20 protein-coding genes and 2 tRNA genes are annotated in these 23,637 nt (G+C 40.0%); 12 read left to right on the top strand and 10 right to left on the bottom strand.

Annotated features, from left to right (window positions below; genetic code table 11):
• Positions 1-133 precede the first annotated feature (133 nt).
• The gene (locus FHR28_RS00520) at positions 134-1,126 is read right to left on the bottom strand and encodes a sulfate ABC transporter substrate-binding protein (RefSeq protein WP_004725400.1); all 993 of its coding nucleotides are present in this window, start codon (positions 1,124-1,126) and stop codon (positions 134-136) included.
• A gap of 363 nt (positions 1,127-1,489) precedes the next feature.
• Here FHR28_RS00520 and FHR28_RS00515 point away from each other — a divergent pair, with 363 nt between their 5' ends.
• The 5 genes from FHR28_RS00515 (at position 1,490) to FHR28_RS00495 (ending at position 4,178) form a co-directional block, all read left to right on the top strand.
• Complete coding sequence (locus tag FHR28_RS00515; RefSeq protein ID WP_004725398.1) at positions 1,490-1,801, top strand: hypothetical protein; 312 nt, start codon at positions 1,490-1,492, stop codon at positions 1,799-1,801.
• 138 nt (positions 1,802-1,939) lie between these two features.
• On the top strand, positions 1,940-3,448 hold the full coding sequence (gene gltX / locus FHR28_RS00510; protein ID WP_166781728.1) for a glutamate--tRNA ligase: 1,509 nt from the start codon (positions 1,940-1,942) through the stop codon (positions 3,446-3,448).
• A 58-nt stretch (positions 3,449-3,506) separates the two neighbouring features.
• A tRNA-Ala gene (locus FHR28_RS00505) sits at positions 3,507-3,582 on the top strand.
• 26 nt (positions 3,583-3,608) lie between these two features.
• Positions 3,609-3,684: transfer RNA gene (locus FHR28_RS00500), tRNA-Glu, on the top strand.
• 152 nt (positions 3,685-3,836) lie between these two features.
• Positions 3,837-4,178: a hypothetical protein gene (locus tag FHR28_RS00495; RefSeq protein WP_004725393.1), complete on the top strand. Its 342-nt coding sequence runs from the start codon at positions 3,837-3,839 to the stop codon at positions 4,176-4,178.
• 40 nt (positions 4,179-4,218) lie between these two features.
• Here the strand turns inward: FHR28_RS00495 and FHR28_RS00490 are convergent, their stop codons facing one another.
• The gene (locus FHR28_RS00490; protein WP_166781727.1) at positions 4,219-5,187 is read right to left on the bottom strand and encodes a cation diffusion facilitator family transporter; all 969 of its coding nucleotides are present in this window, start codon (positions 5,185-5,187) and stop codon (positions 4,219-4,221) included.
• Between the two features lie 152 nt (positions 5,188-5,339).
• Here FHR28_RS00490 and FHR28_RS00485 point away from each other — a divergent pair, with 152 nt between their 5' ends.
• Entirely contained in the window at positions 5,340-6,140 is an 801-nt protein-coding gene (locus FHR28_RS00485; RefSeq protein WP_004725389.1) for a DUF4198 domain-containing protein, read from the top strand.
• Positions 6,141-6,212: 72 nt separating this feature from the next.
• On the opposite strand, the gene FHR28_RS00480 is transcribed toward FHR28_RS00485, so the two are convergent.
• The 4 genes from FHR28_RS00480 to FHR28_RS00465 are packed head-to-tail and all read right to left on the bottom strand — an operon-like array spanning position 6,213 to position 12,599.
• Positions 6,213-9,404, bottom strand: coding sequence for an efflux RND transporter permease subunit (locus FHR28_RS00480; protein ID WP_004725386.1), 3,192 nt, complete (start codon positions 9,402-9,404; stop codon positions 6,213-6,215).
• Positions 9,394-10,698, bottom strand: a complete 1,305-nt coding sequence (locus FHR28_RS00475; RefSeq protein ID WP_166781726.1) for an efflux RND transporter periplasmic adaptor subunit — start codon at positions 10,696-10,698, stop codon at positions 9,394-9,396. The genes FHR28_RS00480 and FHR28_RS00475 overlap by 11 nt, the downstream gene beginning before the upstream one ends.
• 1 nt (position 10,699) lies before the next feature.
• On the bottom strand, positions 10,700-12,064 hold the full coding sequence (locus tag FHR28_RS00470) for a TolC family protein (RefSeq protein ID WP_089605281.1): 1,365 nt from the start codon (positions 12,062-12,064) through the stop codon (positions 10,700-10,702).
• A 58-nt stretch (positions 12,065-12,122) separates the two neighbouring features.
• Complete coding sequence (locus FHR28_RS00465) at positions 12,123-12,599, bottom strand: cation transporter (RefSeq protein ID WP_166781725.1); 477 nt, start codon at positions 12,597-12,599, stop codon at positions 12,123-12,125.
• Between the two features lie 267 nt (positions 12,600-12,866).
• Here FHR28_RS00465 and FHR28_RS00460 point away from each other — a divergent pair, with 267 nt between their 5' ends.
• Both FHR28_RS00460 and FHR28_RS00455 read left to right on the top strand, forming a co-directional pair.
• Positions 12,867-13,220 carry an SEL1-like repeat protein gene (locus FHR28_RS00460; RefSeq protein WP_004816626.1) on the top strand — a complete coding sequence of 118 codons (354 nt, stop codon included), beginning with the start codon at positions 12,867-12,869 and terminating at the stop codon, positions 13,218-13,220.
• A gap of 357 nt (positions 13,221-13,577) precedes the next feature.
• Positions 13,578-14,465, top strand: a complete 888-nt coding sequence (locus FHR28_RS00455; protein WP_004725376.1) for an SDR family NAD(P)-dependent oxidoreductase — start codon at positions 13,578-13,580, stop codon at positions 14,463-14,465.
• Positions 14,466-14,467: 2 nt separating this feature from the next.
• Here the strand turns inward: FHR28_RS00455 and FHR28_RS00450 are convergent, their stop codons facing one another.
• The gene (locus FHR28_RS00450) at positions 14,468-15,364 is read right to left on the bottom strand and encodes a LysR family transcriptional regulator (protein WP_166781724.1); all 897 of its coding nucleotides are present in this window, start codon (positions 15,362-15,364) and stop codon (positions 14,468-14,470) included.
• A gap of 105 nt (positions 15,365-15,469) precedes the next feature.
• Here FHR28_RS00450 and FHR28_RS00445 point away from each other — a divergent pair, with 105 nt between their 5' ends.
• A complete protein-coding gene (locus FHR28_RS00445; RefSeq protein ID WP_166781723.1) occupies positions 15,470-16,225 on the top strand; it encodes an SDR family oxidoreductase in 756 nt (251 codons plus the stop codon).
• A gap of 38 nt (positions 16,226-16,263) precedes the next feature.
• Here the strand turns inward: FHR28_RS00445 and FHR28_RS00440 are convergent, their stop codons facing one another.
• Positions 16,264-17,355, bottom strand: coding sequence for an SDR family oxidoreductase (locus tag FHR28_RS00440; RefSeq protein ID WP_166781722.1), 1,092 nt, complete (start codon positions 17,353-17,355; stop codon positions 16,264-16,266).
• A 99-nt stretch (positions 17,356-17,454) separates the two neighbouring features.
• On the opposite strand from FHR28_RS00440, the gene FHR28_RS00435 reads away from it, so the two are divergent.
• Positions 17,455-17,832 carry a MerR family transcriptional regulator gene (locus FHR28_RS00435; RefSeq protein WP_004725368.1) on the top strand — a complete coding sequence of 126 codons (378 nt, stop codon included), beginning with the start codon at positions 17,455-17,457 and terminating at the stop codon, positions 17,830-17,832.
• A 50-nt stretch (positions 17,833-17,882) separates the two neighbouring features.
• On the opposite strand, the gene FHR28_RS00430 is transcribed toward FHR28_RS00435, so the two are convergent.
• Together FHR28_RS00430 and FHR28_RS00425 are read right to left on the bottom strand one after the other, a co-directional pair.
• Complete coding sequence (locus FHR28_RS00430) at positions 17,883-20,255, bottom strand: Tex family protein (protein ID WP_004725366.1); 2,373 nt, start codon at positions 20,253-20,255, stop codon at positions 17,883-17,885.
• 108 nt (positions 20,256-20,363) lie between these two features.
• Entirely contained in the window at positions 20,364-20,783 is a 420-nt protein-coding gene (locus tag FHR28_RS00425; protein ID WP_081409399.1) for a hypothetical protein, read from the bottom strand.
• A 183-nt stretch (positions 20,784-20,966) separates the two neighbouring features.
• Here FHR28_RS00425 and ompR point away from each other — a divergent pair, with 183 nt between their 5' ends.
• The gene (gene ompR / locus FHR28_RS00420) at positions 20,967-21,731 is read left to right on the top strand and encodes a two-component system response regulator OmpR (RefSeq protein WP_004725363.1); all 765 of its coding nucleotides are present in this window, start codon (positions 20,967-20,969) and stop codon (positions 21,729-21,731) included.
• 379 nt (positions 21,732-22,110) lie between these two features.
• Positions 22,111-23,571 carry an ATP-binding protein gene (locus tag FHR28_RS00415; RefSeq protein ID WP_004725361.1) on the top strand — a complete coding sequence of 487 codons (1,461 nt, stop codon included), beginning with the start codon at positions 22,111-22,113 and terminating at the stop codon, positions 23,569-23,571.
• Positions 23,572-23,637: the final 66 nt, after the last annotated feature.

The following is a 23,637-nucleotide window of genomic DNA, read 5'->3' as shown; positions in this document are numbered from 1 at the left end:
ATTGTTTTAATTGATGAAAGCGCTCAACATCACTGTGGTGTATATTTTGTCTGTTTTATTTCTTTATCACAAATGTATAAGGGTAAAAAAAGCCCCCTTTGATCAAAGAGGACTTGTTTGTATTTGATTCAAATTACTTTTCAGCGGTAAATTGATCGTAAATTCCCCCATTGGCAAAATGGGTTTTTTGCGCTTTTGCCCAACCGCCAAAAACTTGATCGATAGTAAAGAGTTTAATTTTTGGAAATTTTGCCGCATATTTGCCCGCAGCTTTGGCATTACGCGGACGGAAATTATATTTTGCTGCCAAGTCCTGCCCTACAGGTGAATAAAGATAATTTAAATAGCCTTTCGCTAAATTACGATTACCATCTTTATCAACCACTTTATCGACGATTGCGACTGAAGGCTCAGCTAGGATTGAAATGGATGGATAAATAATTTGATATTTATCTTTATCTGGACCAGACGTCGCCAAAATTGCTTCATTTTCCCAAGACAACAAAACATCGCCAATACCACGATCCGCAAATGTTGTGAGCGAGCCACGTGCGCCTGAATCTAACACTTTGACATTTTTATATATTTGTTTGACTAATTCACGCGCTTTTGCATCATTACCACCCGGTTGTTTTAATGCATAGCCCCACGCTGATAAATAAATCCAGCGCGGCGCACCGCCTGTTTTAGGGTTTGGTGTGATAATTTCAACCCCCGGTTTTACCAAATCATTCCAATCTTTAATTGCTTTGGGATTGCCCTTACGTACTAAAAAAACAACGGTAGATGTGTAGGGTGCAGAATTATTCGGAAATTCTTTTTGCCAGCCTTTTTCAATCAGACCCGCATTGACAATTTCATCAATATCATTAGCCAAAGCCAGTGTCACCACATCTGCTTGCAAACCATCTACCACTGAGCGTGCTTGCTTACCAGAACCACCATGAGACTGCTTAAATTCAATATCTTGGCCTGTTTTTGATTTCCAAAATTGACCAAAACTCTTGTTATATTCTTGATAAAATTCACGGGTAGGATCGTAAGATACATTTAAAAATTCTTTCGCTGCATAAGCATTCCCCGTGACGATTAAACTGATCGCACTTAAAAGCAGTAGTTTTTTCATTTCTTTCTCGGTTTTTAATGATTTAGAAGCACTATATTTTTATTATTTTAATTTAACAATCAATTACTTATAAATATTTAAACTATCTTATTCATAATTTAAGATATCTAAAAATGTGTATTACTCATGTAAATTATTTGGTATATTTTTTACACAATTTAACCTAAAATTGGATTCTTCACGATTCATCCACATTTATGTGTTATCAATTAAAATATTACATTTCGTTTCAATGATTGTTTTTTAAACATTTTTTGTGTAGTATTATTAAAAAATGTGACGTAGTTATGCTTTTTGTAAGTTGTTTTGCTACAATAACCATGTTCAAGAACAAAAATTTGACCATCAAGGGGAGCCGATGGAATGAATGATTCTTATTTAAAGATCTTGGGCTTAAGTCTAGGACTCGCAGTAATGGCACAGACAGGCCATACTGCTGCAATTAAAGATACGACCAAGCCAATACAATCGTTAATTGTTGTGGTAGATAAACAATCACCGATTGAAAAAGCGCTCAATCAACAAAAGCGTGGCGAGAATAAACTGATCTCAGATAAAGATCAGCTTAAAGTTTTAACGTCGATTAAAACCACAGCCTCACAAAACTTTTTAGCTGAACAACATCAGAAATTTTCTTGTTTTGTACAAGCTTTATTCCAACCGCATACTTTGTAAAAATTTGATTTAGAAAAATAAATTCTACGCTCCTCAAAAGAATTTAGAAGCCCAATCGTTTATTGGTGAATTAACCCTTAAGCAGTTGGGCTTTTTCGTTATAATAGTTTCAATTTACATTCTGAATAATATTTAGTTATGAAAGTCCGTACTCGTATTGCACCCTCTCCAACTGGTTTTCCGCATGTAGGCACGGCCTATATCGCCTTGTTTAATTTATGCTTTGCACAACAACATGGTGGCGAATTTATTCTTCGTATTGAAGATACCGACCAACTCCGTTCAACCCCTGAATCTGAAAAAATGATTTTAGATTCGCTGCGTTGGTTAGGTTTAAATTGGTCAGAAGGGCCTGATATCGGCGGACCTCATGCTCCTTATCGCCAATCTGAGCGAATGGGAATCTATAAACAATATGCTTTAGAACTTGTTGAAAAAGGTCATGCCTTTTACTGTTTCGCAACAGCGGAAGAGCTTGATCAAATGCGTGCTGAACAACAAGCCCGTGGTGAAACCCCTGGTTATGACGGTCGTGGCTTAAAACTTTCCCCAGAAGAGGTACAACAGCGTTTGGCTGCGGGTGAAGCCCATGTGATCCGTATGAAAGTCCCTGAAGAAGGCGTTTGCCAATTCAATGACTTACTTCGTGGCGAAGTGGAGATCCCTTGGGCACAAGTCGACATGCAAATCCTACTCAAAACAGATGGTTTGCCAACTTATCATTTAGCCAATGTGGTCGATGACCATTTAATGGAAATCACCCATGTGATTCGTGGCGAAGAGTGGATTCCATCTGCGCCAAAACACCAGTTGCTCTACCAATATTTTGGTTGGGACATGCCAACATTGTGCCATATGCCATTGCTGCGTAACCCAGACAAGTCAAAATTGTCTAAACGTAAAAATCCAACCTCAATCAACTACTACAAAGACATCGGTGTGCTGCCTGAAGCCTTACTGAACTATTTAGGCCGTATGGGTTGGTCAATGCCAGATGAAAGAGAAAAATTCTCTTTGGCTGAAATGATTGAACACTTTGATATCCAGCGTGTGTCTTTGGGTGGTCCAATTTTTGATGTTGAAAAACTAAACTGGCTCAATGGACAATGGATTAAAGCACTCAGCCCTGCTGAACTGTTAAATACACTTTTGGCTTGGAAGTCTGATCGCCAAACCCTAGAAGATATTGCTGCGGCCATTCAACCACGTATTAACTTACTGTCTGAAGCGATAAATTGGGCTGGTTTTTACTTCAACCAATTCCCAACATTGACCAAAGAGCAATTTGACAGCAAAAAGCTGACTGAAGAACAAGTTCGTCAAAGCTTGCAATTTGCAATTTGGCGTTTAGAAAGCTTGTTTACTTGGAACAACGATACTGTAAGCCAAACCTTGATGGATTTGGCGAATCAAATGGAAATCAAACTCCGTGATTTCATGCCAGCATTCTTTATCGCAATTGCAGGTTCAACATCATCGACCCCTGTGATGCAATCGATGGTCACCATTGGTCCTGATTTAACCTTTGCTCGTTTACGTCATGCACTTGAAATTGTAGGCGGTCCGAGCAAAAAAGAAGCAAAAGTTTGGGAAAAACTGAACGAAAGCATCAAATTGCCGAAAAATGATGCAGTTGATGAAGCTTAATTAAATTTTCTGTTGACGTGTGAGCGCAATATCCCTAATATTGCGCTCACACAGACTGGGGGTTATAGCTCAGTTGGTAGAGCGCTACAATGGCATTGTAGAGGTCAGGAGTTCGATCCTCCTTGACTCCACCAAAAGTTTTACCTGTGTTGCCTCACTTGTCCCTATCGTCTAGAGGCCTAGGACATCGCCCTTTCACGGCGGTAACCGGGGTTCGAATCCCCGTAGGGACGCCATATTCAAGATGGCGACATCTTTGTAAAAAACCCAAGCATAGTGACTTGGGTTTTTTATTGCCTAAATTTTGCTTTTAAGCTGCAATTCAGTCTTTTTTGCATTCTAAAATAGAACGATTAGAATATGCTTAGATTATAAATGTGGAGCCACCATGCAATACCAATGTCCAAAGTGCCAAAGTCGAAAAATCTTGCCTGTTACCCATGGAAATACGCCTGCTGTACGTCCTGTTGTTCCAAAAAGCTTGGTATTTTTGATTCCGTTACTGTTTATTTTGTTGTTACTGGTCGTCATTAGTATTGTGATGTGGATTTTCAGCAACGGTGCAGGTCAAACATTGCAAATTGCAACAGTCGTGGTCTTCATTGCAGCTGTGATTGCAGGGGTAATGTTTTGGCGTGATCTGCCTGATTTTAAAATATCAATGCAATCATTTATGCAAGCCAATAAAAGCTGGAAGTGCCGTGACTGCAATCATGAGTGGCAAATCTAATCCTTCAGCTTTGCCTCATGTTCAAATCAAACCATTCACCTTAATGTGAATGGTTTTTTGCTTCATCTGTATGTGTGTCATCATCAGCATTACTGTGATCATGCCCATCTGATTCATGCGAATGCACCATACACTCATTGTCTTCAATTTGTAGCGTCATCTCAGTAATCCCATGTTGATGGCTGAGCATTTCCATGACCTGTTGATACAGTTGATTCCGATCCGCTTCTGGTGCAAATAAATGTACTGTCAGATGCACATTTTTAGATGTAATGGCCCAAACCTTAAGTTGATGAATACTTTCTACACCTTTAACCGATAAAAGATCATTACGTAATTTTTCAATATCAATTTCCTCAGGCACACCTTCCAGTAAGATATTGATACTTTGTTTTAGCAGAACCCATGTTCTTGGTAAGACCCAAAAGCCAATGAGTACAGCAATAATCGTATCCACCCACATCCAGCCGGTGAAATAAATAATTGCGCCCCCGATGATCACCCCCACAGAACCCAGTGCATCACTTAACACTTCCAGATAAGCACCTTTTATATTGAGGCTTTCCTTTGAACTGGAGAATAAAATCTTCATTGAAATGAGGTTAATCACCAACCCAATAACCGCCACAACCATCATATCGACACTCTGAATTTCAGGGGGTTGGCTAAAGCGCTGATACGCCTCATAGAGAATATAAATTGCAACCACAAACAGCATCATGGCATTAAACAGCGCTGCTAAAATTTCAAAACGCTGATAGCCAAAGGTCCGTTTATCATCTGCGGGTAATTTACCAATTTTGATGGCAACCAATGCAATTGCCAATGCTGCTGCATCAGTAAACATATGTGCTGCATCGGACAATAAAGCCAAGCTTTGCGTCATGAAACCCGCAATCACTTCAACAATTAGAAAGGTACTGGTTAACGCCAATGCAAAGGTTAGTTTTTTTACATTTCCTTCTGTGACGACAGCATGACTATGATCATGCCCTTGTTGTTCACTCATGTTCATACCTCTGATTTTGTTTTATCAAAATATTGAATATTTTTTCTATTTATTATTGATAATAATTATTATTATCAATAATAAGGTTTCTTCTATATAATGGCGACTATATTTTCCACAGTTCAAATACCCCTGTTAATGGAATATCGACAATGAAAAAATACCTCTACCTTTCTGTACTTCTTTGCTCTTATAGTTATGCACATGAACCCTATGTTGCACCTCTGGGCTATAACACCACAAATACACAAATCCCAGTGATTGCATCCTATGCTGAAGAAGCACTAAATGCAGAACATGCCATGAAACAAACCGCACTCAACGTGATTCAACCAGATCAAAGCAAGTTACAAGTTGAAGCTGCAAGCACTTTAAAATCAGCTACGGTGTTTGACTTAGCCTTACCACAAGCAGGCACCTATCACCTGTTCAGCAAAGCGTCTTTCCCACTCAAATATGTCCAACATAATAAAGAATGGAAAATGCTTTTTGATGTCCCTGCTGAGAAAGCAGGTAAGATCGCTGAGCGCGAATATGTGATTCCTGCTGACTTTAAGAAACCGCCTGTACCGATCACCATTAACCGAGAATGGTCAATCCAAAGCTATATTTCTAAAGAAAAAACGTCACCTATTCAAAACAACACTGATGCTGCAATACAAGTCGAATTTAAAACCCACCCCAACAGCATTACTGCGCAGCAACCTGTACAAATCTTGATTAAAAAATCAGGACAAGCACTCAAAAATGCTGAACTGCTCATCCGTGCTCAAGGGCAAACCGATAAACAAGCGCAAAAAGTTCCGGTTGCTCAAGATGGTTCAGCGACAGTCACTTTTCCTTATTCAGGGCAATATCTGCTTGAAATCAGTGAAGCATTTAACCAAACCACTCAACCTGTAAATCAAAATTACACCATCATTAGTTTAGGTGTATTGCCTGTTAGCCAATAATAAACTGTCTATACAGTTTCAATGCCTCACCCTTCTTGGCTAAGAACGGTGAGGTTATTTTTAAATTAACGATCAACCATCCGTTTGTGCTTTAACTTTACGTTCATTCATCCAGCGATAAATCACCGGTAAAATCACCAAAGTCAGTAAGGTGGATGACATGATGCCGCCAATCACCACGGTTGCCAGTGGACGCTGAACTTCCGCACCTGTCCCTGTAGCCAACGCCATCGGCACAAAACCTAACGATGCCACACAAGCCGTCATCAATACGGGCCTTAAACGTAAAATTGCACCTTGCCATGTGGCCTGATAAACATCCAGTTGTTGACGTAATTCCTTAATAAAGGTCAACATCACCAAACCATTTAATACCGCCACACCTGAGAGCGCGATAAAGCCCACACCTGCAGACATCGACAATGGTATACCGCGAAGCCACAGTGCAATCAAACCACCACACAGTGCAAATGGCACACCAGTAAATACCAGCAAACTTTCCTTAAAGTTATGGAAAACGGCCATCAACAGCACAAAAATAGTTATCAACGCCAGTGGAACGACCAGCTGCATACGTGCCTTCGCAGAGGTTAGGTTTTCGAACTGTCCGCCATAACTCAACCAATAACCCGCAGGCATTTCCTGCTTCGCCAAAGTCGATTGTAATTCGGTGACAAATGAGCCCAAATCGCGCCCTTCGACATTGGCAGTCACGACCACACGACGTTTACCATTTTCACGACTAACCTGATTAATACCGAGGATATTTTCAACTTTAGCCACATCCTGAAGTTGGATTAGACCACCATTCGGTGTTTGAATAGGTAAAACGGCCAGATGTTCAGGTGTACGTTGAGCATCATCCAGACGAATCACAAAGTCGAAACGGCGGTCACCTTGTAGGATTTGCCCAACATTCTGCCCACCGACGCTGGTTGCCACCAAGTCTTGAATCGCTCTCACCGACAGACCATATTGCGCTGCCGCGGCTTTGTTCACTTCAACATTTAAAAGTGGTAGGCCTGAAGTCTGTTCCACATTGACGGCAGTTGCGCCAGTAATCCCTTTGATTTGTTGTGCAATCTTAGTGGCTTGTTGATTCAACACCTCCATATCATCGCCAAAAATCTTGATCCCCACATCACTTCGCACACCAGAAATTAATTCGTTGAAACGCAGCTCAATCGGTTGAGAAAACTCACTATTATTTCCGGGTAATGTACCAAGAAATGCAATCATACGTTGACGTAGCTCATCAATTGTTTGCTTTGGATTCTTCCATTCATCACGTGGCTTTAACAGCACCACAGCATCGGAAATATTAGGTGGCATGACATCTGTTGCCACTTCTGCCGTCCCTGTACGGGCAAATATAGCTTTGATTTCTGGAAACTCTTTGAGCAATAACTTTTCAGTATTCTCCTGCATACGTAAAGACTGCTCTAGGCCAGTACTTGGTGAACGCATTTGTTGTACTGCAAAATCGCCCTCACTCAAGGTGGGTGCAAACTCACTACCAATTTGAGTGGCAAGCACACCTGTTAAAAACAGAATACTCACCGCAAGGGTGACGACTAACATTCTAAAGTTATAGGCTAAATTGAGTAGTTTTTCATATTTTTGCTTTAACCACAGCATCCAGCGACTTTCTGTTTCTTTAACTTCACCATTAACAAATAAAGCCACTGCAGCAGGGACAAAAGTAACCGAAAGAATGATTGCACCCACCAATGCCAATACCACCGTCATAGCCATTGGGTGAAAGAGCTTCGCTTCAACACCAGACAGAGCGAAAATAGGCAAGTACACCACTAGAATAATTAATTGACCAAAGATTAAAGGGCGACGCGCCTGCTTTGCCGCAAGAAAAACTTCTTTAAAACGTTCTGCTCGTGAGAGTAATCTGCCTTTTGCATGCTGTGCCTCTGCCAGTCGCCGAATACAGTTTTCAACAATAACGACCGCACCATCCACAATGATCCCGAAATCCAGTGCGCCTAAGCTCATCAGATTGGCACTAATTTTCTGCTCAGCCATACCCGCCAAAGTAAACAGCATCGATAACGGAATCACACACGCAGTAATTAACGCGGCACGGAAATTACCAAGAAATAGGAACAGAATAACAATAACCAGAATGGCCCCTTCTACAAGGTTCTTCTGTACTGTACTAATCGCACGCTCGACCAAAGCTGTCCGGTCATATACGGTTTGAATCACAATACCTTTCGGTAAAGATTGCTGGACTTCCTTGATTTTGGCATCCACTGATTTCGCCACAGTACGGCTATTTTCACCCATCATCATCATGGCGATACCGAGTACTGTTTCCTCGCCATTGTAAGTTGCACCACCTGTACGTAGATCATGTCCAATCGAAACAGTCGCTACATCTGCAACTCGGATCGGAAAACCATTTTTATTGCCGATACTTACATTTTGAATATCTTCAATATTGTTCAAGGTTCCTGGAACACGTACTGTCAATTGCTGCCCATTGGTTTCAATAAAACCAGCACCACGGTTTTCATTGTTTCCAGTTAAAGCGTTTTGTAGATCACTGACAGGGATTTGTAATTGTTGCAAACGATTTAAATCGGGCGTGACCACATAGGTTTTATTAAAGCCGCCAATGGAGTTGACCTCTGCAACGCCGGGAACACGCTGTAACTGTGGTCGTACAATCCAATCCTGAATTTCACGTAAATCCATCGCAGTATAGGGCGTACCATCAGGTTTTTTCGCATTCGGCTCAGCCTTGATCACCCACTGATAAATCTCCCCTAGCCCTGTCGATACAGGGGACATTGTCGGTGCAATATCATCTGGTAGTTCGGTTTGGGCTTCTTGTAAGCGTTGATTAATCTGTTGTCGTGCCCAATAAATATCCGTCCCATCTTTAAAAATAATGGTCACTTGCGATAAACCATAACGGGAAATAGAACGGGTCAACTCTAGCTTAGGTAAACCCGCCATCGCAGTTTCGATGGGATAGGTAATCCTTTGCTCAACTTCTAATGCAGTAAAACCAGCCGCTTGGGTATTCACTTGCACTTGGGTATTGGTGATATCGGGTACAGCATCAATCGGTAATTTTTGATAACCGTAAATCCCCACGCCAATCCATGCCACAATAAACAGCATGACCCAAATGGCATTTTTAATCGAAAATTGAATCAGTCGATCAAATAAACCTTCAGGTTGAGGTAATGCTGAATCCGCATCGAGATCTAACTTAGAATCAGAAGAATCATTAATGCCCATGGCTCGCCTCTCCTTTTTCCAATTCAGATTTCAGCAAAAAGCTACCCTGACCTGCATATTGCTGACCTTGAGTCAGACCAGACTTCACTTCAACCCACTGACCATCACCAGATACCTGACCCAGTACAACAGGCTGTGCAGTAAACTCGATTTTCTTGTCATGTTCACTGGAAACGAAAACAATATCCTTTCCTTCAACTTTCTGTATGGCACTTTTGAGTACACGTAATGCTTGAGCAGTGCCTTGCTGTTGTAGCTGAACATTGACCATCAAATTCGGACGTAATTCAGCCGCATTCGACAATACTTTGGCACGCACTTGTAAACGTCCAGTCTGCACATCAGCTTCACTATTTAAACTTTGAATCTGTGCTTTAAAGGTATTCCCCGTTTGCAGTGACTTAAATTCCAGCTGTTGATTTGGTGCAATCGCTGAGAATTCAGAACTTGGTACAATAAATTCAAGCCATAGCTGATCCAGTTGATCGATGATAAATAACTGGCTGGCAAGCTGTACATTTTCACCCATAACCAAGTCTTTTTTGCTGATAATGCCTGCAATTGGTGCTGTGAGAACATAACGACCATTACTGCTCGATGAGGCACCAAAAGCAGATAAACGAGATCTGGTGGCTTGTACCTGAATCTGTGCTTGCTTATAGGCATTGTAAGCTCGTTGATAATCCTGCTTGGCAGAAATACCTTGTGACCATAACTGGCGCTCTCGTTCATAGTCCTGACGTGCCAGCTCTAAGCTTGTTTGTGCGACCTGTAAATTCGCCTGCTGATCAACCAAATCAGGCACCACCAAGGTCGCCAATGCCTGCCCTTTTTGCACACGCTGGCCTAACTCAACATTGACGGCAACCACCTGCCCACTAAATGCAGGTGATACATGTGCTTGACGGTCGGTATTGACCATGACCTTTGCAGGATAAGAAGCTGATTTGGTAACAGTGCCCATCTCTACTTTAGCAAGTTTGATTCCTTGTTCAGTAATCTGTTGCGCGGTCAGACTAATGGCTTCAGCATTCTCTTTCTCGCCACCCTCTTCTTCACTGTGCTTCGCTTCTTCGGAACCATCTTTGGTGGTTCCCTTAGCATTTTCATCATGTGAATGCCCTTCTTCAGCATGCCCTGCTTCATTTTCACCAGCATCATTGCTACTTGCTTTTTTAGATGAAAAGAACAAACCCATAGCAATAAGAGCAGTCATCACAATAGTAATGATGATCAGTAGGCGTTGAGAAATTTTGCCTTTCTGAAGTTTAAAAGATTTAAATTGATTCAGCATATTAATTTCCCCCACCCACGATTGGTAAAGCTTGTGTTTCCTGCCATAAACTCTGATTGATCTGTGCTAAAGCGTCTTTTGCCATGATTTGACTTGGTTCAATACCGAGACTCAGACTTTCCGCTTCAATGGCACGTTGCCAGCCATCTTTCAATAATTGCACTTTTCTCAAACGCACTTCTTGCAACTGTAACGTTGCGAGTTGCACATCGTTAACGGCAAATTTACCGACAGTAAACCCCTGCAAAGTTTTACGTTGAACCTGAGCTGCAAGCGGAATCTGAGACTCATCGACTGCTTTAAACTGTACTTCCAGTCCTTGCAATTCAGTCAATAATGTTCCCACCTGCAAAGCATTTTGGCGGAGATAAAACTCCTGTTGTCTACTGAGTAAATCCTGCTTTGCTTGCGCAATTTGCACACCGTATTGCTGGCGGTTGAAAATATTCAATGGGATAGAGACCCCCACAACTAAAGCATTGTCAGTCGAGGTTTCAGGTGATCGAGTACGATTCACGCCTAAATTCACAGTCGGATTAGGCCGTGCCGAAGCTTTTAATTGCGCCACTGTCGCTTTTGCTTGCAACACCTGTAACTGACGTGATTTTTCAAAAAGATTGTCCGCGAGATATTCTTGTACCTGTTGGTGTGTCGAAGACGGCCATAAAGATTGAGGATTTAAACCGATACGAATCGATTTATCAGCATCCCCCCAAAGGTTGGACAATTGCTGCTTGGCAACTTGCACCTGCAAATCGGCTTGACGATATAAGCGAGCATTTTCTGCATGACTCAGTCTGGCACGATCTACATCAACCTGAGCGACACTTCCGGCTTGATAGCGCTTCTGAATCGCATTCAGATTTTCTTCACTGACGTTGAGCTGCTCTTGAACCACGTTGCGTTCTAATTCAAAAATCGCGAGCTGTGACCATTGGTATTTCACAGCCAATTCAAGTTGAGCCTGATAAATCCGCTGATTTAAGTCACTTTGATCTTTTGAAAGTTGTGCCAACCTCTGTGCTGACTTACGTTCACCAAAAATATCCAATCGTTGAGAAACACCAATTGAAAGCTCTTGATCTTGATTGGAACCAAAACCCGTTTGCGATACGGATAACTCTGGATTTGTCCACAGTTTTGCTTGTTTGATGTTCGCCGTTGCAATTTGTTGCTGTGTCTGCCAGACGTTCTGCGTTTGCTGATATTGCTCAGTTTTTGCAATTGCCTGTTGTAAGGTTAATGCTTGAGATGGGTTGTCTGCCCAACTAAGAGATGACATCACACTCAACATCAGTGCACCGAGCAAAGACGGCCTAAAACCAAATACAGGCTTTTGTACTAAATTACGTATTTCTTTTGACATAAAAATGCCCCACTAAATTAAACCATTAGCGGTGGGCAATCTTTTTGGCTACCCCACCTTATAGCGGGGATGAGAGAGGCGGAGGATTAGGCAAATATAGATCGGGTGACTGGTACAAATTATTCCAGCCAATAAAGCGGGATTCAGGGTAGCCTATAAACTTAGGCTGCGCTGTTTGTTGCTGATCATCAACCACAATAAAATGCGCAAAGGAAGGCAAATGGTCACGATGATCATCATTTATATGATTGAGGAAATCATTGGAACGCACATCATGTTGGTGTGCTGATAATTGTTTGAATGCGGACTGATCTGAAATCGGTTTATCTATCCCATACACATCCAATAGCTGCGGATGCTGCTGCTGATCTTGAGTACAATCAGGCGCATTATGGTGCCCAAAATGCTGACTAATTAATCTTTGTGATGGAAGCGCAGTATTTTCATGATCACAAAAAGCCGCCGCTACATTCCAAAGACTTTGGAACATAAACAAACTAAGCAAGACTGTGATGAAAACACTTGAGCGTTTCACAGATTCTATCCGAAATCAAAAAACAACCTAAATATAGCAAATTTTCTCAATGTAATAAAATTACAGTGCGTGATTTAATCTTTTAAATAAAAATTGTTGGTTTGTTAAATAATGTATTTTTTAACAAATGTGTAAAAATCGCAATTGACAAATTACATTTAACTATTTGCAAAGTGAAAAAAATCAGCTAGATTAATTATATCTAATCATTTTTTTGTGATTAGCAGTCTCTTTTACTTTGTTAATGGATTAGCAAGGAGGTTGTATATGTTGGTACATATTTTTAACCGTTTTTTAGGAGATTCAACATCTCGCCGGGCATTTGAACAGAATGCTTCCGAAGCTGCTCTCGAAAAAGCGCAAGCACATCATTTTGAAGATCAAAATCTAAGTTTAGATGAAATCGCAAATCGTAATGCTATGTGGTGCTACTTAAGAGCTGCTTTACGTGGAGATCAAGAAGCTCAGTATAAAATGGGACTCAGCTACTTAAATGGACAACTTGGGTTAGACCGAAGTTATAGTCATGCAGAAAAGTGGCTTGAACAAGCTGCACATCAAGGTCATACCCACGCCAAAGAACAATTAAAAAAAGCATATGATGAGCTTGCTTTTTCATAAATCATGATAAAAATATTACATATATCCACCTATAAACAGAGTTGAAATCAACTCTGTTTACTTAAAAATATATTCAAATTTTCAAGTGAATTTATTTGGTTATGTTTTATACAACAAGATTGATTTTTTGCTTTTAATACTCATTTTTATATGGTAAAAATCACGAAATAAGTAAAAATATAATAGAGTATTTACTCTAAAAATATTTTATAAATTCAGTCACTTAATACTAGTATTTTTATTTTTTTTGTATATTATTGCCTTCCAACAAAAGTGATCATCTTTTAAACAAAGACCCAATCACCCGAAACAAAAAATACAGCATATATTTATGCCAGTAGAATCAGGAAAATAGCTATGAATCAAAAATTAGAGCAACTTTTTCAAAAAAAGGTTCAAGGTAAAATTGCACTAATCACAGGTGCATCTAGTGGTATCGGTTTAACGGTTGCAAAAAAACTCGCAGCAGCAGGTGCACATGTACTTTTAGTGTCTCGTACTGAAGAAACATTGAAAGAAGTTCAAGCTGAAATTCAGGCTGAAGGTGGGCAGGCTGATATTTTCCCTTGCGACCTAAATGATATGGATGCTATTGATGAAGTGTCTAAACAAATCATTGCCTCTGTTGATCATATTGATATCTTGATCAATAACGCAGGTCGCTCGATTCGCCGCGCGGTACATGAATCTGTTGACCGTTTCCATGATTTTGAACGTACGATGCAGCTGAATTACTTTGGCGCAGTTCGTTTAGTTTTGAATATTTTACCGCAAATGATGGTTCGTAAAGACGGTCAAATTATCAATATCAGTTCAATTGGTGTATTGGCAAACGCAACTCGCTTCTCTGCTTATGTTGCATCAAAAGCAGCATTGGATGCATTTAGCCGTTGTTTATCTGCGGAAGTACATTCACATAAAATCGCGATTACTTCAGTTTATATGCCTTTAGTCCGCACGCCGATGATTGCACCGACTAAAATTTATAAATATGTACCAACACTTTCGCCTGAACAAGCAGCAGATTTAGTGGCATATGCGATTGTGAAACGACCGAAGAAAGTTGCGACAAACTTAGGCCGTTTAGCTTCTATTACTTATTCGATTGCGCCTGGAATCAATAACAAATTAATGTCAATTGGCTTTAATTTGTTCCCAAGTTCTACTGCGTCTGTGGGTGAGCCACAAAAATTGAATCTGGTACAAAGAGCATATGCACGTTTGTTCCCAGGTGAGCATTGGTAAGCTTAAGATGTCATGGAAAGTTTACGCTTGAGTAAGCTTTCCAACCAATCAATAAAGAATTGGAAATATACTGGTCGATATTTTCTTTCTAAAAAAAGAAAATTAATGGGTATTTTTAGACATGCTTCTTGCTCAAATATTCTGGTTAATCTTTTGGTCTCGATAAACGGGATTGCATCAAAAGCTGGAATCTGAATAATCCCCAACCCTTGCAAGCCCGCATGTAAATAACTTTCGGTATCCTCAACTGAAAGTTGATAAGGGAGTTTGATCTGGGTATCTTTAAATACTAAGCTTCCAAAATCTGAATCCATATTTTTCATTTGATAACCAATCATAATATGCTGATTTAACGACTCTTTTTCTAGAGTATTCTCCAATGTATTTAAATATTTTGGAGCAGCCACCGTATATAAATCAACGTTTGTGATGGGTCTCACAATTAGATTTTCATTCATCACATTTCCAACACGAAGCACACAATCCAGTCGCTGTTCAATTAAATCCGAATAGTGATCGTGGCTATAAATTGAAATTTTAATATTGGGATACTTTGCATAGAATTCATGCAGATAAGGAAGAAGATATTGCGTTGAAATTCTTAACGGTAAGCCAATTTTAACTTGTCCCTTATATTGACGGTTTTTTAATTTAAACTTATTTAGCCCTTCAGCCTGAAAAATCAATTGTTGAACTTCTTTAAGAAACTGAACCCCATCATTGGTTAAGTTAACTTTTCGCGTTGTTCGATTAAATAACAATACTTGATATTCTTTTTCTAAGCCTTGTATTGCATAGGTAATTGTTGAACGTGGTAAATCCAGCATTTTAGCGACTTGGGCAAATGAATGCTTTTCCGCAACTAAGCAAAAAATTTTTAGCCGGTCAATTTTATCCATTTACTATTCAACTTTTTCAAACAATCTATTCGATTCTAATCACTATTTAGAACAAAAAATAGCTTTTAGAATTTCAGCATCATTTATCAAAATTGGAGAATAAAAATGATGCAGCATAGCTTAAAAGATAAAACAGTGATTATTACGGGTGGCGCTAAAAACCTAGGTGGTCTGATCGCGCGAAAATTTGCAGAACAAGGAGCAAATCTTATCATTCACTACAACAGTCTAGAAACCCAAAAAGATGCAGAAGAAACACTCAAAGCCGTTGAACAACTTGGTGTTAATGCAACGTTGATACAAGCAGACCTCTCTAATATTCAAAATATCGAAACATTGTTCATCAAAGCCAAAGAAATCTTTGGTGGGGTCGATATCGCGATTAATACCGTAGGGCGAGTACTTAAAAAACCATTGATTGAAACAACAGAACAAGAGTTTGATTCAATGAATGACATTAACAATAAAATTGCCTATTTCTTCATCCAATCTGCGGGTAAACATCTTAACAATGGTGGAAAAATTTGTTCTATCGTGACCAGTCTTTTAGCAGCCTACACAGGATTATATTCAACTTATGAAGGCTTAAAAGCACCTGTGGAGCACTATACACGTGCAGCATCGAAAGAGTACGGCGATCGTGGTATTTCCGTCACTGCTGTTGCACCGGGTCCAATGGATACACCATTTTTCTATGGTCAAGAAGCGCCTGAAGCAGTGGCCTATCATAAATCTGCCTCTGCACTGGGTGGTCTAACCAAGATTGAAGATATTGAACCTTTGGTACGCTTTTTAGTGACAGAGGGTTGGTGGATTACAGGTCAGACTATTTTTGCCAATGGTGGTTATACAACACGATAATAATAAATTGCCCATTTATTGAAATGGGCAATTTATTGCTAGATCTGATGATTCCGATCTACCCATTCTGCAGTCAGTGCAATGGTCTGTTTAAGATTGGTTTCTGGTATTTGCCATTTCTGATTTAATGTTAAAAACTGATCCATATTTAATTGCTCAGTTCGGATGAAGCTCAACATCTCAGCAGATAGATCCAGCTTTTGAGCAAGCCACTTCCATTTTAAAATCAATTTTAAGATGTGTAGCGAAACAAAATATTGCGGCGCTTTTAGATTTAATCTGTGAGCCGCATTGTCAATAAGAGCTTGTAAAGAAATCTGAATAGGATTGGCAATCAATATATCTTGGTGAATTGTGAGTTGATCCTGTGATGCTTTGAATATCGCATTGACCAACATGGTCACTGAAACCAAAGGTAAATAATGCTGAGGAGTTGCAGGAATTGCAGTCATTTTACCCTGTTTAAGCTGGGTAATCAGGTGAGCAATTGGTTGGTTTTCTGCAATTTCACCAGAATTTTCATCCCCTACCACTGTTGCAGGATGAATCACTGTCCAGTCAATTTTCAACTGTTGAGCGCATTTTACCCAAGCAAAATGAGCTTCAATTTTAGAAGCCTCATAAGCACCCAGTTTTTGGTACACCCGCCTCCAACTCGTACTCTCGATATTTTCTAAACAGACTCCAGCATCTTGTAAGTGCTGAGTGAGTGTCAACATATAGCCAGAAAGATGAATTGCCCGTTTCAATTGGCAATGCTCGTTTACGCATTCAAGTAAATTGATTAAGCCTCTAACATTGACTTCCCTTGCCTGTTGTATCGAAAGATTCCATGCAAATAATGCACTGGTATTAAATAAATAATTTACCTTAGCAAGCCGTTTCCAATCTTCAGCTGAAACACCCAAATCAGGCAAGGTAACATCGCCTTGTAGACAGAATAACTTTTGATGACTTATTCCTTGTTTTTCCAGCCACGCTCTCAAACTCGGCTCTTGCTGATCGAGACGGCGACACAAAGCAAAAACTTGGTCATTGCTTTGAAGTAATCGTGCTACAAGAAATTTACCAATAAACCCTGTTGCACCAACCACCAAAGCAACTTTTTCTACACTTTGATTATTTTGCATCACTTTATACACCCTTTATATGCTCGCACTTAAGCTAAAGGATGGAGTACACTCCACAGTCAAGTGTTTCTTGCAAATACATAAAATTTGGAGCAAGTGATGTTAATCGGTGAATTATCAGAGCAATTAAATCTCAGTCGGGATACCATTCGTTTTTATGAAAAGCTTGATCTTATCCGCCCATTGACACGAAATAATGGTTATAAGGATTATTCAAAACAAGACTTACAGCAATTACAACTGATTCAAGTCGCTAAAAATTTAGGTTTTACTTTAGCTGAAATTAAACAGATTTTAGACTTGGTCAACGTTAATGAAATTCCAGCAGAACAATTTCATATGATTTTAAAAGACAAGCTCAGTGTCATTGGTGAAAAAATTCTCCAATTGCAAAATATTCAAAATCTACTTGAAAATCTTGTGGTCGGGGAAGCATGTCCATTTAAAAAAGATTGTGATCTTTCCGCAATTGTCTAATCCATAAAAAAAACCGCCTTACGGCGGTTTCTTTATGGAGAAATTAAGGCTTATTTAGATCCTTTAATCCCTGCTTGTAATAACAACGCACCTAAACCACCAATTTTGTTTTCTTGAGGTTTAGCTGCTTGTGGTTTCTTGTCATGACGTGGTGCTTTGTCTTTATTGTCATGGTTTGGACGACCTTGCTGTGGACGTTTACCCTGAGGCTTACGCTCACCACGTTGTTCATTGTTATTGAACTCACGCTTTTGACGTGGTGCTTTAGCTGGTGCTTCCGAACCTTCTGGGCGCATCGATAAATTCACACGATTTCGCTCAGCATCTACTGTCAACACACGTACTTGTACGATTTGCCCTGGTTTCACCACTTTATGTGGATCAGAAACAAATTCATTGGCAAGTTCTGAAATATGTATTAGACCATCTTGATGCACACCAACATCGACGAATGCACCGAAGTTAGTCACATTAGTAATCACACCCTCAAGCTGCATCCCTTCAGTCAATTGACTGACTTCAGTGATATCTTCACGGAATTTTGCTGTACGGAACTCTGGACGAGGGTCGCGACCTGGTTTTTCCAACTCGCTTAACACATCTTGAATTGTTGGTAGACCAAATTTGTCGTCAGCAAAATCTTCTGCTTTCACTTGACGAATAATTTCAGTATTACCAATGATATCTTTCACTGTGGTCGCTTTCGCTTCAACAATTTTGTTGACCAAACCATACGATTCAGGGTGAACAGATGATGCATCTAAAGGTTCTGAGCCATCTTGAATACGTAAGAAACCAGCAGCTTGCTCAAATGTGCGCTCGCCTAAACGTGGTACATTTTTCAATGCTTGACGATTGTCAAAACGACCATTTTCTTTACGGTAATCTACAATTTGCTGTGCAATGGCTTTATTTAAACCTGCGATATAGCCCAAGATTGCTGGAGAGGCTGTATTTACATCTACACCCACCGCATTCACACAGTCTTCAACCACAGCATCTAATGTTTTTGCCAAATTGGTTTGATTCACATCATGCTGATATTGACCTACACCAATAGATTTAGGGTCAATTTTTACCAGTTCAGCCAATGGGTCTTGTAAACGACGTGCAATTGAAACAGCGCCACGAATCGCAACATCAAGCTCAGGCAGTTCAGCAGAAGCCAATTCTGATGCTGAGTAAACAGATGCACCCGCTTCACTTACAGAAACACGCGTTAATGTAAGATCCGCATTTGCAGCCATCATTTCTGCAACAACAGCTTCAGTTTCACGACTCGCAGTACCATTGCCAATCGCGATTAAATCTACATTAAATTCACGGCAAAGACGTGCAAGTTCAGCAATCGAACCTGCTTTATCTTCTTTTGGTGCAAATGGATAAATTGTGCTATGCGCAAGCACATCACCTGAATTTGAAACAACCGCCAGTTTCACCCCTGTACGAATACCAGGGTCAACACCTAAAGTTGTACGTGAACCTGCAGGTGCAGAAAGCAATAAATGACGTAAGTTTTCTGCAAACACGTCCATTGCTTCTGATTCTGCTGCAAGGCGCTTTTCAGTCAACAAAGAATGCTCAATCGTTGGGCGAATTTTACCTAACCAAAACAGCTTTGCGATTTGCTTTAAGAAATCTTGACGTGCTTGTGGCTGAACACTTTCAAGCGCGTATTCAGTTTCAATACGTGCAAGTGGTGCATGATCATCACCATCAACTTTAAGACCCAATACATTTTCTTGGCGGCCACGTAGCATTGCCAATAAACGATGCGAAGGAACTTTATTTAAATTTTCAGAGAAATCAAAGTAATCACGGAATTTCTTACCGACTTCTTTTTTCTCATCAGATGCCACTAAACTTTTTAACACCGCTGTTTTGGCAAATGTTGATTTAAGTTCCGTGGTTAATGAAATATTTTGTGCCCAGTCATCAATGATGATGTGTTGAATCGCGTCTAATTGGCTTTCAACATCTGGGTATTCTTCATGGCTAAAACCAGCCAAAGCTTCAGTCGGATCAATTTGCTCTGCGATAATTTTCTCAGCAAATTCCCCTAATCCTGCTTCTCTCGCTTTGAATGATTTACTGGTACGTTTTGGACGGTACGGTGCGTAAAGTTCTTCTAATGCATTTTTTGTTTCAGCGCCATTTACCCGAGCAAGTAAGTCATCAGAGAGCTTATTTTGTTCTTTTAATGATTCGATTACTTTTTCACGGCGTTCAAATAAATCACGTAGATAAACAAGGCGTGTATCAAGTTGGCGTAATTGGATGTCGTCTAAGCCTTGCGTTACTTCTTTACGGTAACGTGCAATAAATGGAACACTAGAGCCTTCATCTATCAGTTTAATGGCAGCTTCTACTTGGTTTGGACGTACGGCAAGTTCACTTGCCAACTGCTGAACTAAGTCAGTCATCGTGTTTAATTCCACAAGGATAAGGACTAAAAGTTAGTGATTATAAAGACCAAGACCATAAAATCCACAATTGTTTTGCAAATTAGCAGTGAAAAAAGTGATAAAAGATCATTTTTCTTGAGTTTTTACAGTGCAATCGGGTATTTCATCCTGCTTTGCTACATTTAAATTGCTTTGTAAAATAATTTTTCCAACTTTCCACTGTGCACCTTTGCGCTGTCCACCCCCATGAGAATTGAAATATTGCAAATCACACGGCTGATAACCCTGTTTACTTAGACGCTCTTGTACAAATATTGGTGGTGCTTCCATATACATGATTTCTTTCAGCAAAAATGCAGCATAGCGTCGCTCCTTGAGTCGAAATTTACCCTGCACATCTGTTTGCGTTTCACCAACTTGAACCTGATCAATCGGTTGGTCAAATTGGTCAATCACTTGTCCTGAGATTTCAGGTCTGGAAAGTCGGCTAATACATGCACTTAAAGCAAAACTTATTGCCAAAATACATAAAACTTTCATTTGCATATGGTATATCTTTTTATTTATAAACATAGAATCATCTTAAATCGTTATAGATGTTGTTTTTTGGTTTCAAAACAGCCTGAAAATTGTATTTTTGAGCAATTTGATACATAGTCTTAACAAGAGCTTAGGCAGTATACTGAGATTGACGAATATTTATAATTTACAACATTAAGGGAGTACATCATGAGTTTGGTTGTACCTGCTGAAAATACAGATATCGTACATAACGAAACTGACCGCGTCGAACGCATTTTAGTAGTCGATGATGATGTGCGTTTACGTACCCTTTTACAGCGTTTCCTTGAAGATAAAGGCTTTGTGGTAAAAACGGCCCACGACGCAACGCAGATGGATCGCCTATTACAACGTGAGTTATTTTCACTCATCGTTTTAGACTTTATGCTTCCTGTAGAAGATGGTTTAAGCATTTGTAGACGTTTACGCTCATCAAATATAGATACACCTGTCATCATGCTGACCGCACGAGGCAGTGACTCTGACCGTATTGCTGGCTTAGAAGCTGGTGCGGATGATTATTTGCCTAAACCATTTAATCCAAATGAGTTATTAGCACGTATTCGTGCCGTATTACGTCGTCAAGTCCGTGAAGTTCCAGGTGCACCAAGTCAAAACGTAGAAGTTGTGTCTTTCGGCCCTTGGTCTTTAGATTTATCAACACGTACCCTGACGCGTGAAGGGCAAGTGGTCACATTAACCACAGGTGAGTTTGCGGTCTTGAAGGCATTAGTTCAACATCCACGCGAACCATTAACACGTGACAAGTTGATGAATCTTGCACGTGGTCGTGAATGGGGTGCAATGGAACGTTCAATCGATGTTCAAGTTTCTCGCTTACGTCGTTTGATTGAAGAAAACCCTGCACGCGCACGTTATATTCAAACAGTTTGGGGCGTAGGTTATGTGTTCGTTCCAGATGGTGCGGAATAAATAGATCTTGATTCGATAGCATGAATCAGTTTCAAAAGTACTGGTCACATACTTGGTTTTGCATGTGTCCAGTATTTTTTTATCCATATTTATTCATCCTAAATAATAGTCTTGATGGCTTTGCCCTAGAGCTACACTTATTTACTTATGATTTCACTGGTATTTTAAATATAAGCATATTGGGCGACTCTACAAAAACTGTTTGATCTCAATGCAATAAGTCTATTATTTTGTTGAGTTTAAATATTTTAATCTGAGTATTTATGACAATAAATAAGTTAAAGCCGAGTAACCTAACATTTTTAATATTGCGATAAATCTGCCATCCTTTAAACTGAAATCCATAGATTAAGAATATCGCACAGATTGGAATGCTCCTGTGAAATTAGAACCCATAGACCCACAAGAATTTACCGACTTTGTCACCTACAAAGAACGCAAACGTACACCTTGGGAACGCTTCCTCGATAAAGTCAAACCTCGTTCAGCGGCAATGCGCACCACAGTATTGGTGGTATTCGTGGTGTTCTTTAGCCTATTTATGTCACTGTGGTTTTTCTGGAAAACGCTTTATTTACCTGAAATTCAACAACATGCACGATTTTTGGCAGTTGAACTGGAAATGGTCAATAATCCGCGCTTGCAGATTTACCATGACGAAATACAACTCGATATTGACGAATGGTTAAAGCAACGGGTTGGCGTTGAATATGTTACAGATCCCAAAGAATACCCAAATGTAAAAGACAAAATTATTGCAGATTTCTTTACCAATCGTATTGAGAACCAGCTTGCTCAAGAATTAAAAATCAAAGATGTGACGGTTTATTTCCAGTTTAAACCCAGTCCGCGCATTTGGGTTCAAACCCCTGAAATGAATGGCAATTGGGTCCGTGAACCTCTCAATACCTATGCTAACTATAGTCCTGAACTGATTTTAGCCTGGTTATTGGGTATTCCACTGATTGCCGCAGCGATCATCCTGACACTGGTCAGACAGCTCAACCGCCCGTTACGTCGCTTACAACATGCAGCAAATAACTACAGTAAAACAGGAAAGGCACCCTACTTGGAAACCAATCACGGACCACAAGAAATTCGTGAGGTGAACCAAGCTTTTAACCAGATGGTGTATACACTTGAACAAACTGAACGTGATCGCCAAATCATGTTGGCGGGTATTTCTCATGATTTAAGAACACCGCTGACACGGATCCGTTTAAGTGCAGAGATGATGTCTGATGATGACTTTTTAAAAGAAGGTTTGATTTATGATGTTGATGATATGGATGCCATTTTAAGCCAGTTTATTTCCTATATGCGTGATGGCTCAGATGAGGAGCTTCAAGAAACCAATATCAATGCTTTGCTACAAGAATTAATCATTCAGTTTAAACCCTTAGATATTCAGTTCACGCCGCAAGAATTACCGATCATTACTGCACGCTCACTGTCGTTAAAACGCCTGATTGGCAATCTCATCAACAACTCAAAACGCTATGGGGCTGAACCAATTGAACTCAGTGCTTTTGTAGAAGACGAGCATATTAAAATCTGTGTAGCAGACAATGGTGAAGGAATTCCCGAAGACCAAATTGAAGGACTTATGCAACCTTTTGTCCGTGGTGATGCCGCACGTACAGTACAAGGGAGTGGTCTAGGTTTGGCCATCGTCAAACGAATTGTCGATATTCATCAAGGTGAACTGTTGATTTCCAACCGTCCTGAAGGCGGGTTACAAGCCATCATTTCACTACCAACTTCAATAAAAGTTGAGGAAGAATCGATACCTACAAATCCAATTCAAAAAATCAAACAAAGTTTGAGTGATCACTTTTAGTGATTGCTCAATAAACCAGCACTTAACTTTGTTTATTTAACAAACAGCCATCATTATTTTATTAAT

Source organism: Acinetobacter sp. BIGb0196, assembly GCF_011759595.1.
Taxonomy (GTDB): domain Bacteria; phylum Pseudomonadota; class Gammaproteobacteria; order Pseudomonadales; family Moraxellaceae; genus Acinetobacter; species Acinetobacter guillouiae.
The sequence above is the reverse complement of the archived record's forward strand: the minus strand, read 5'-3'. Positions and strand labels throughout refer to the sequence as shown.

Excerpts from the sequence above, each read along its gene's own strand:
- FHR28_RS00520 (WP_004725400.1), bottom strand. The coding sequence starts at position 1,126 with ATGAAAAAACTACTGCTTTTAAGTGCGATCAGTTTAATCGTCACGGGG.
- FHR28_RS00515 (WP_004725398.1), top strand. The coding sequence starts at position 1,490 with ATGAATGATTCTTATTTAAAGATCTTGGGCTTAAGTCTAGGACTCGCA.
- gltX (WP_166781728.1), top strand. The coding sequence starts at position 1,940 with ATGAAAGTCCGTACTCGTATTGCACCCTCTCCAACTGGTTTTCCGCAT.
- FHR28_RS00495 (WP_004725393.1), top strand. The coding sequence starts at position 3,837 with ATGCAATACCAATGTCCAAAGTGCCAAAGTCGAAAAATCTTGCCTGTT.
- FHR28_RS00490 (WP_166781727.1), bottom strand. The coding sequence starts at position 5,187 with ATGAGTGAACAACAAGGGCATGATCATAGTCATGCTGTCGTCACAGAA.
- FHR28_RS00485 (WP_004725389.1), top strand. The coding sequence starts at position 5,340 with ATGAAAAAATACCTCTACCTTTCTGTACTTCTTTGCTCTTATAGTTAT.
- FHR28_RS00480 (WP_004725386.1), bottom strand. The coding sequence starts at position 9,404 with ATGGGCATTAATGATTCTTCTGATTCTAAGTTAGATCTCGATGCGGAT.
- FHR28_RS00475 (WP_166781726.1), bottom strand. The coding sequence starts at position 10,698 with ATGCTGAATCAATTTAAATCTTTTAAACTTCAGAAAGGCAAAATTTCT.
- FHR28_RS00470 (WP_089605281.1), bottom strand. The coding sequence starts at position 12,064 with ATGTCAAAAGAAATACGTAATTTAGTACAAAAGCCTGTATTTGGTTTT.
- FHR28_RS00460 (WP_004816626.1), top strand. The coding sequence starts at position 12,867 with ATGTTGGTACATATTTTTAACCGTTTTTTAGGAGATTCAACATCTCGC.
- FHR28_RS00455 (WP_004725376.1), top strand. The coding sequence starts at position 13,578 with ATGAATCAAAAATTAGAGCAACTTTTTCAAAAAAAGGTTCAAGGTAAA.
- FHR28_RS00450 (WP_166781724.1), bottom strand. The coding sequence starts at position 15,364 with ATGGATAAAATTGACCGGCTAAAAATTTTTTGCTTAGTTGCGGAAAAG.
- FHR28_RS00445 (WP_166781723.1), top strand. The coding sequence starts at position 15,470 with ATGATGCAGCATAGCTTAAAAGATAAAACAGTGATTATTACGGGTGGC.
- FHR28_RS00440 (WP_166781722.1), bottom strand. The coding sequence starts at position 17,355 with ATGCAAAATAATCAAAGTGTAGAAAAAGTTGCTTTGGTGGTTGGTGCA.
- FHR28_RS00435 (WP_004725368.1), top strand. The coding sequence starts at position 17,455 with ATGTTAATCGGTGAATTATCAGAGCAATTAAATCTCAGTCGGGATACC.
- FHR28_RS00430 (WP_004725366.1), bottom strand. The coding sequence starts at position 20,255 with ATGACTGACTTAGTTCAGCAGTTGGCAAGTGAACTTGCCGTACGTCCA.
- FHR28_RS00425 (WP_081409399.1), bottom strand. The coding sequence starts at position 20,783 with ATGCAAATGAAAGTTTTATGTATTTTGGCAATAAGTTTTGCTTTAAGT.
- ompR (WP_004725363.1), top strand. The coding sequence starts at position 20,967 with ATGAGTTTGGTTGTACCTGCTGAAAATACAGATATCGTACATAACGAA.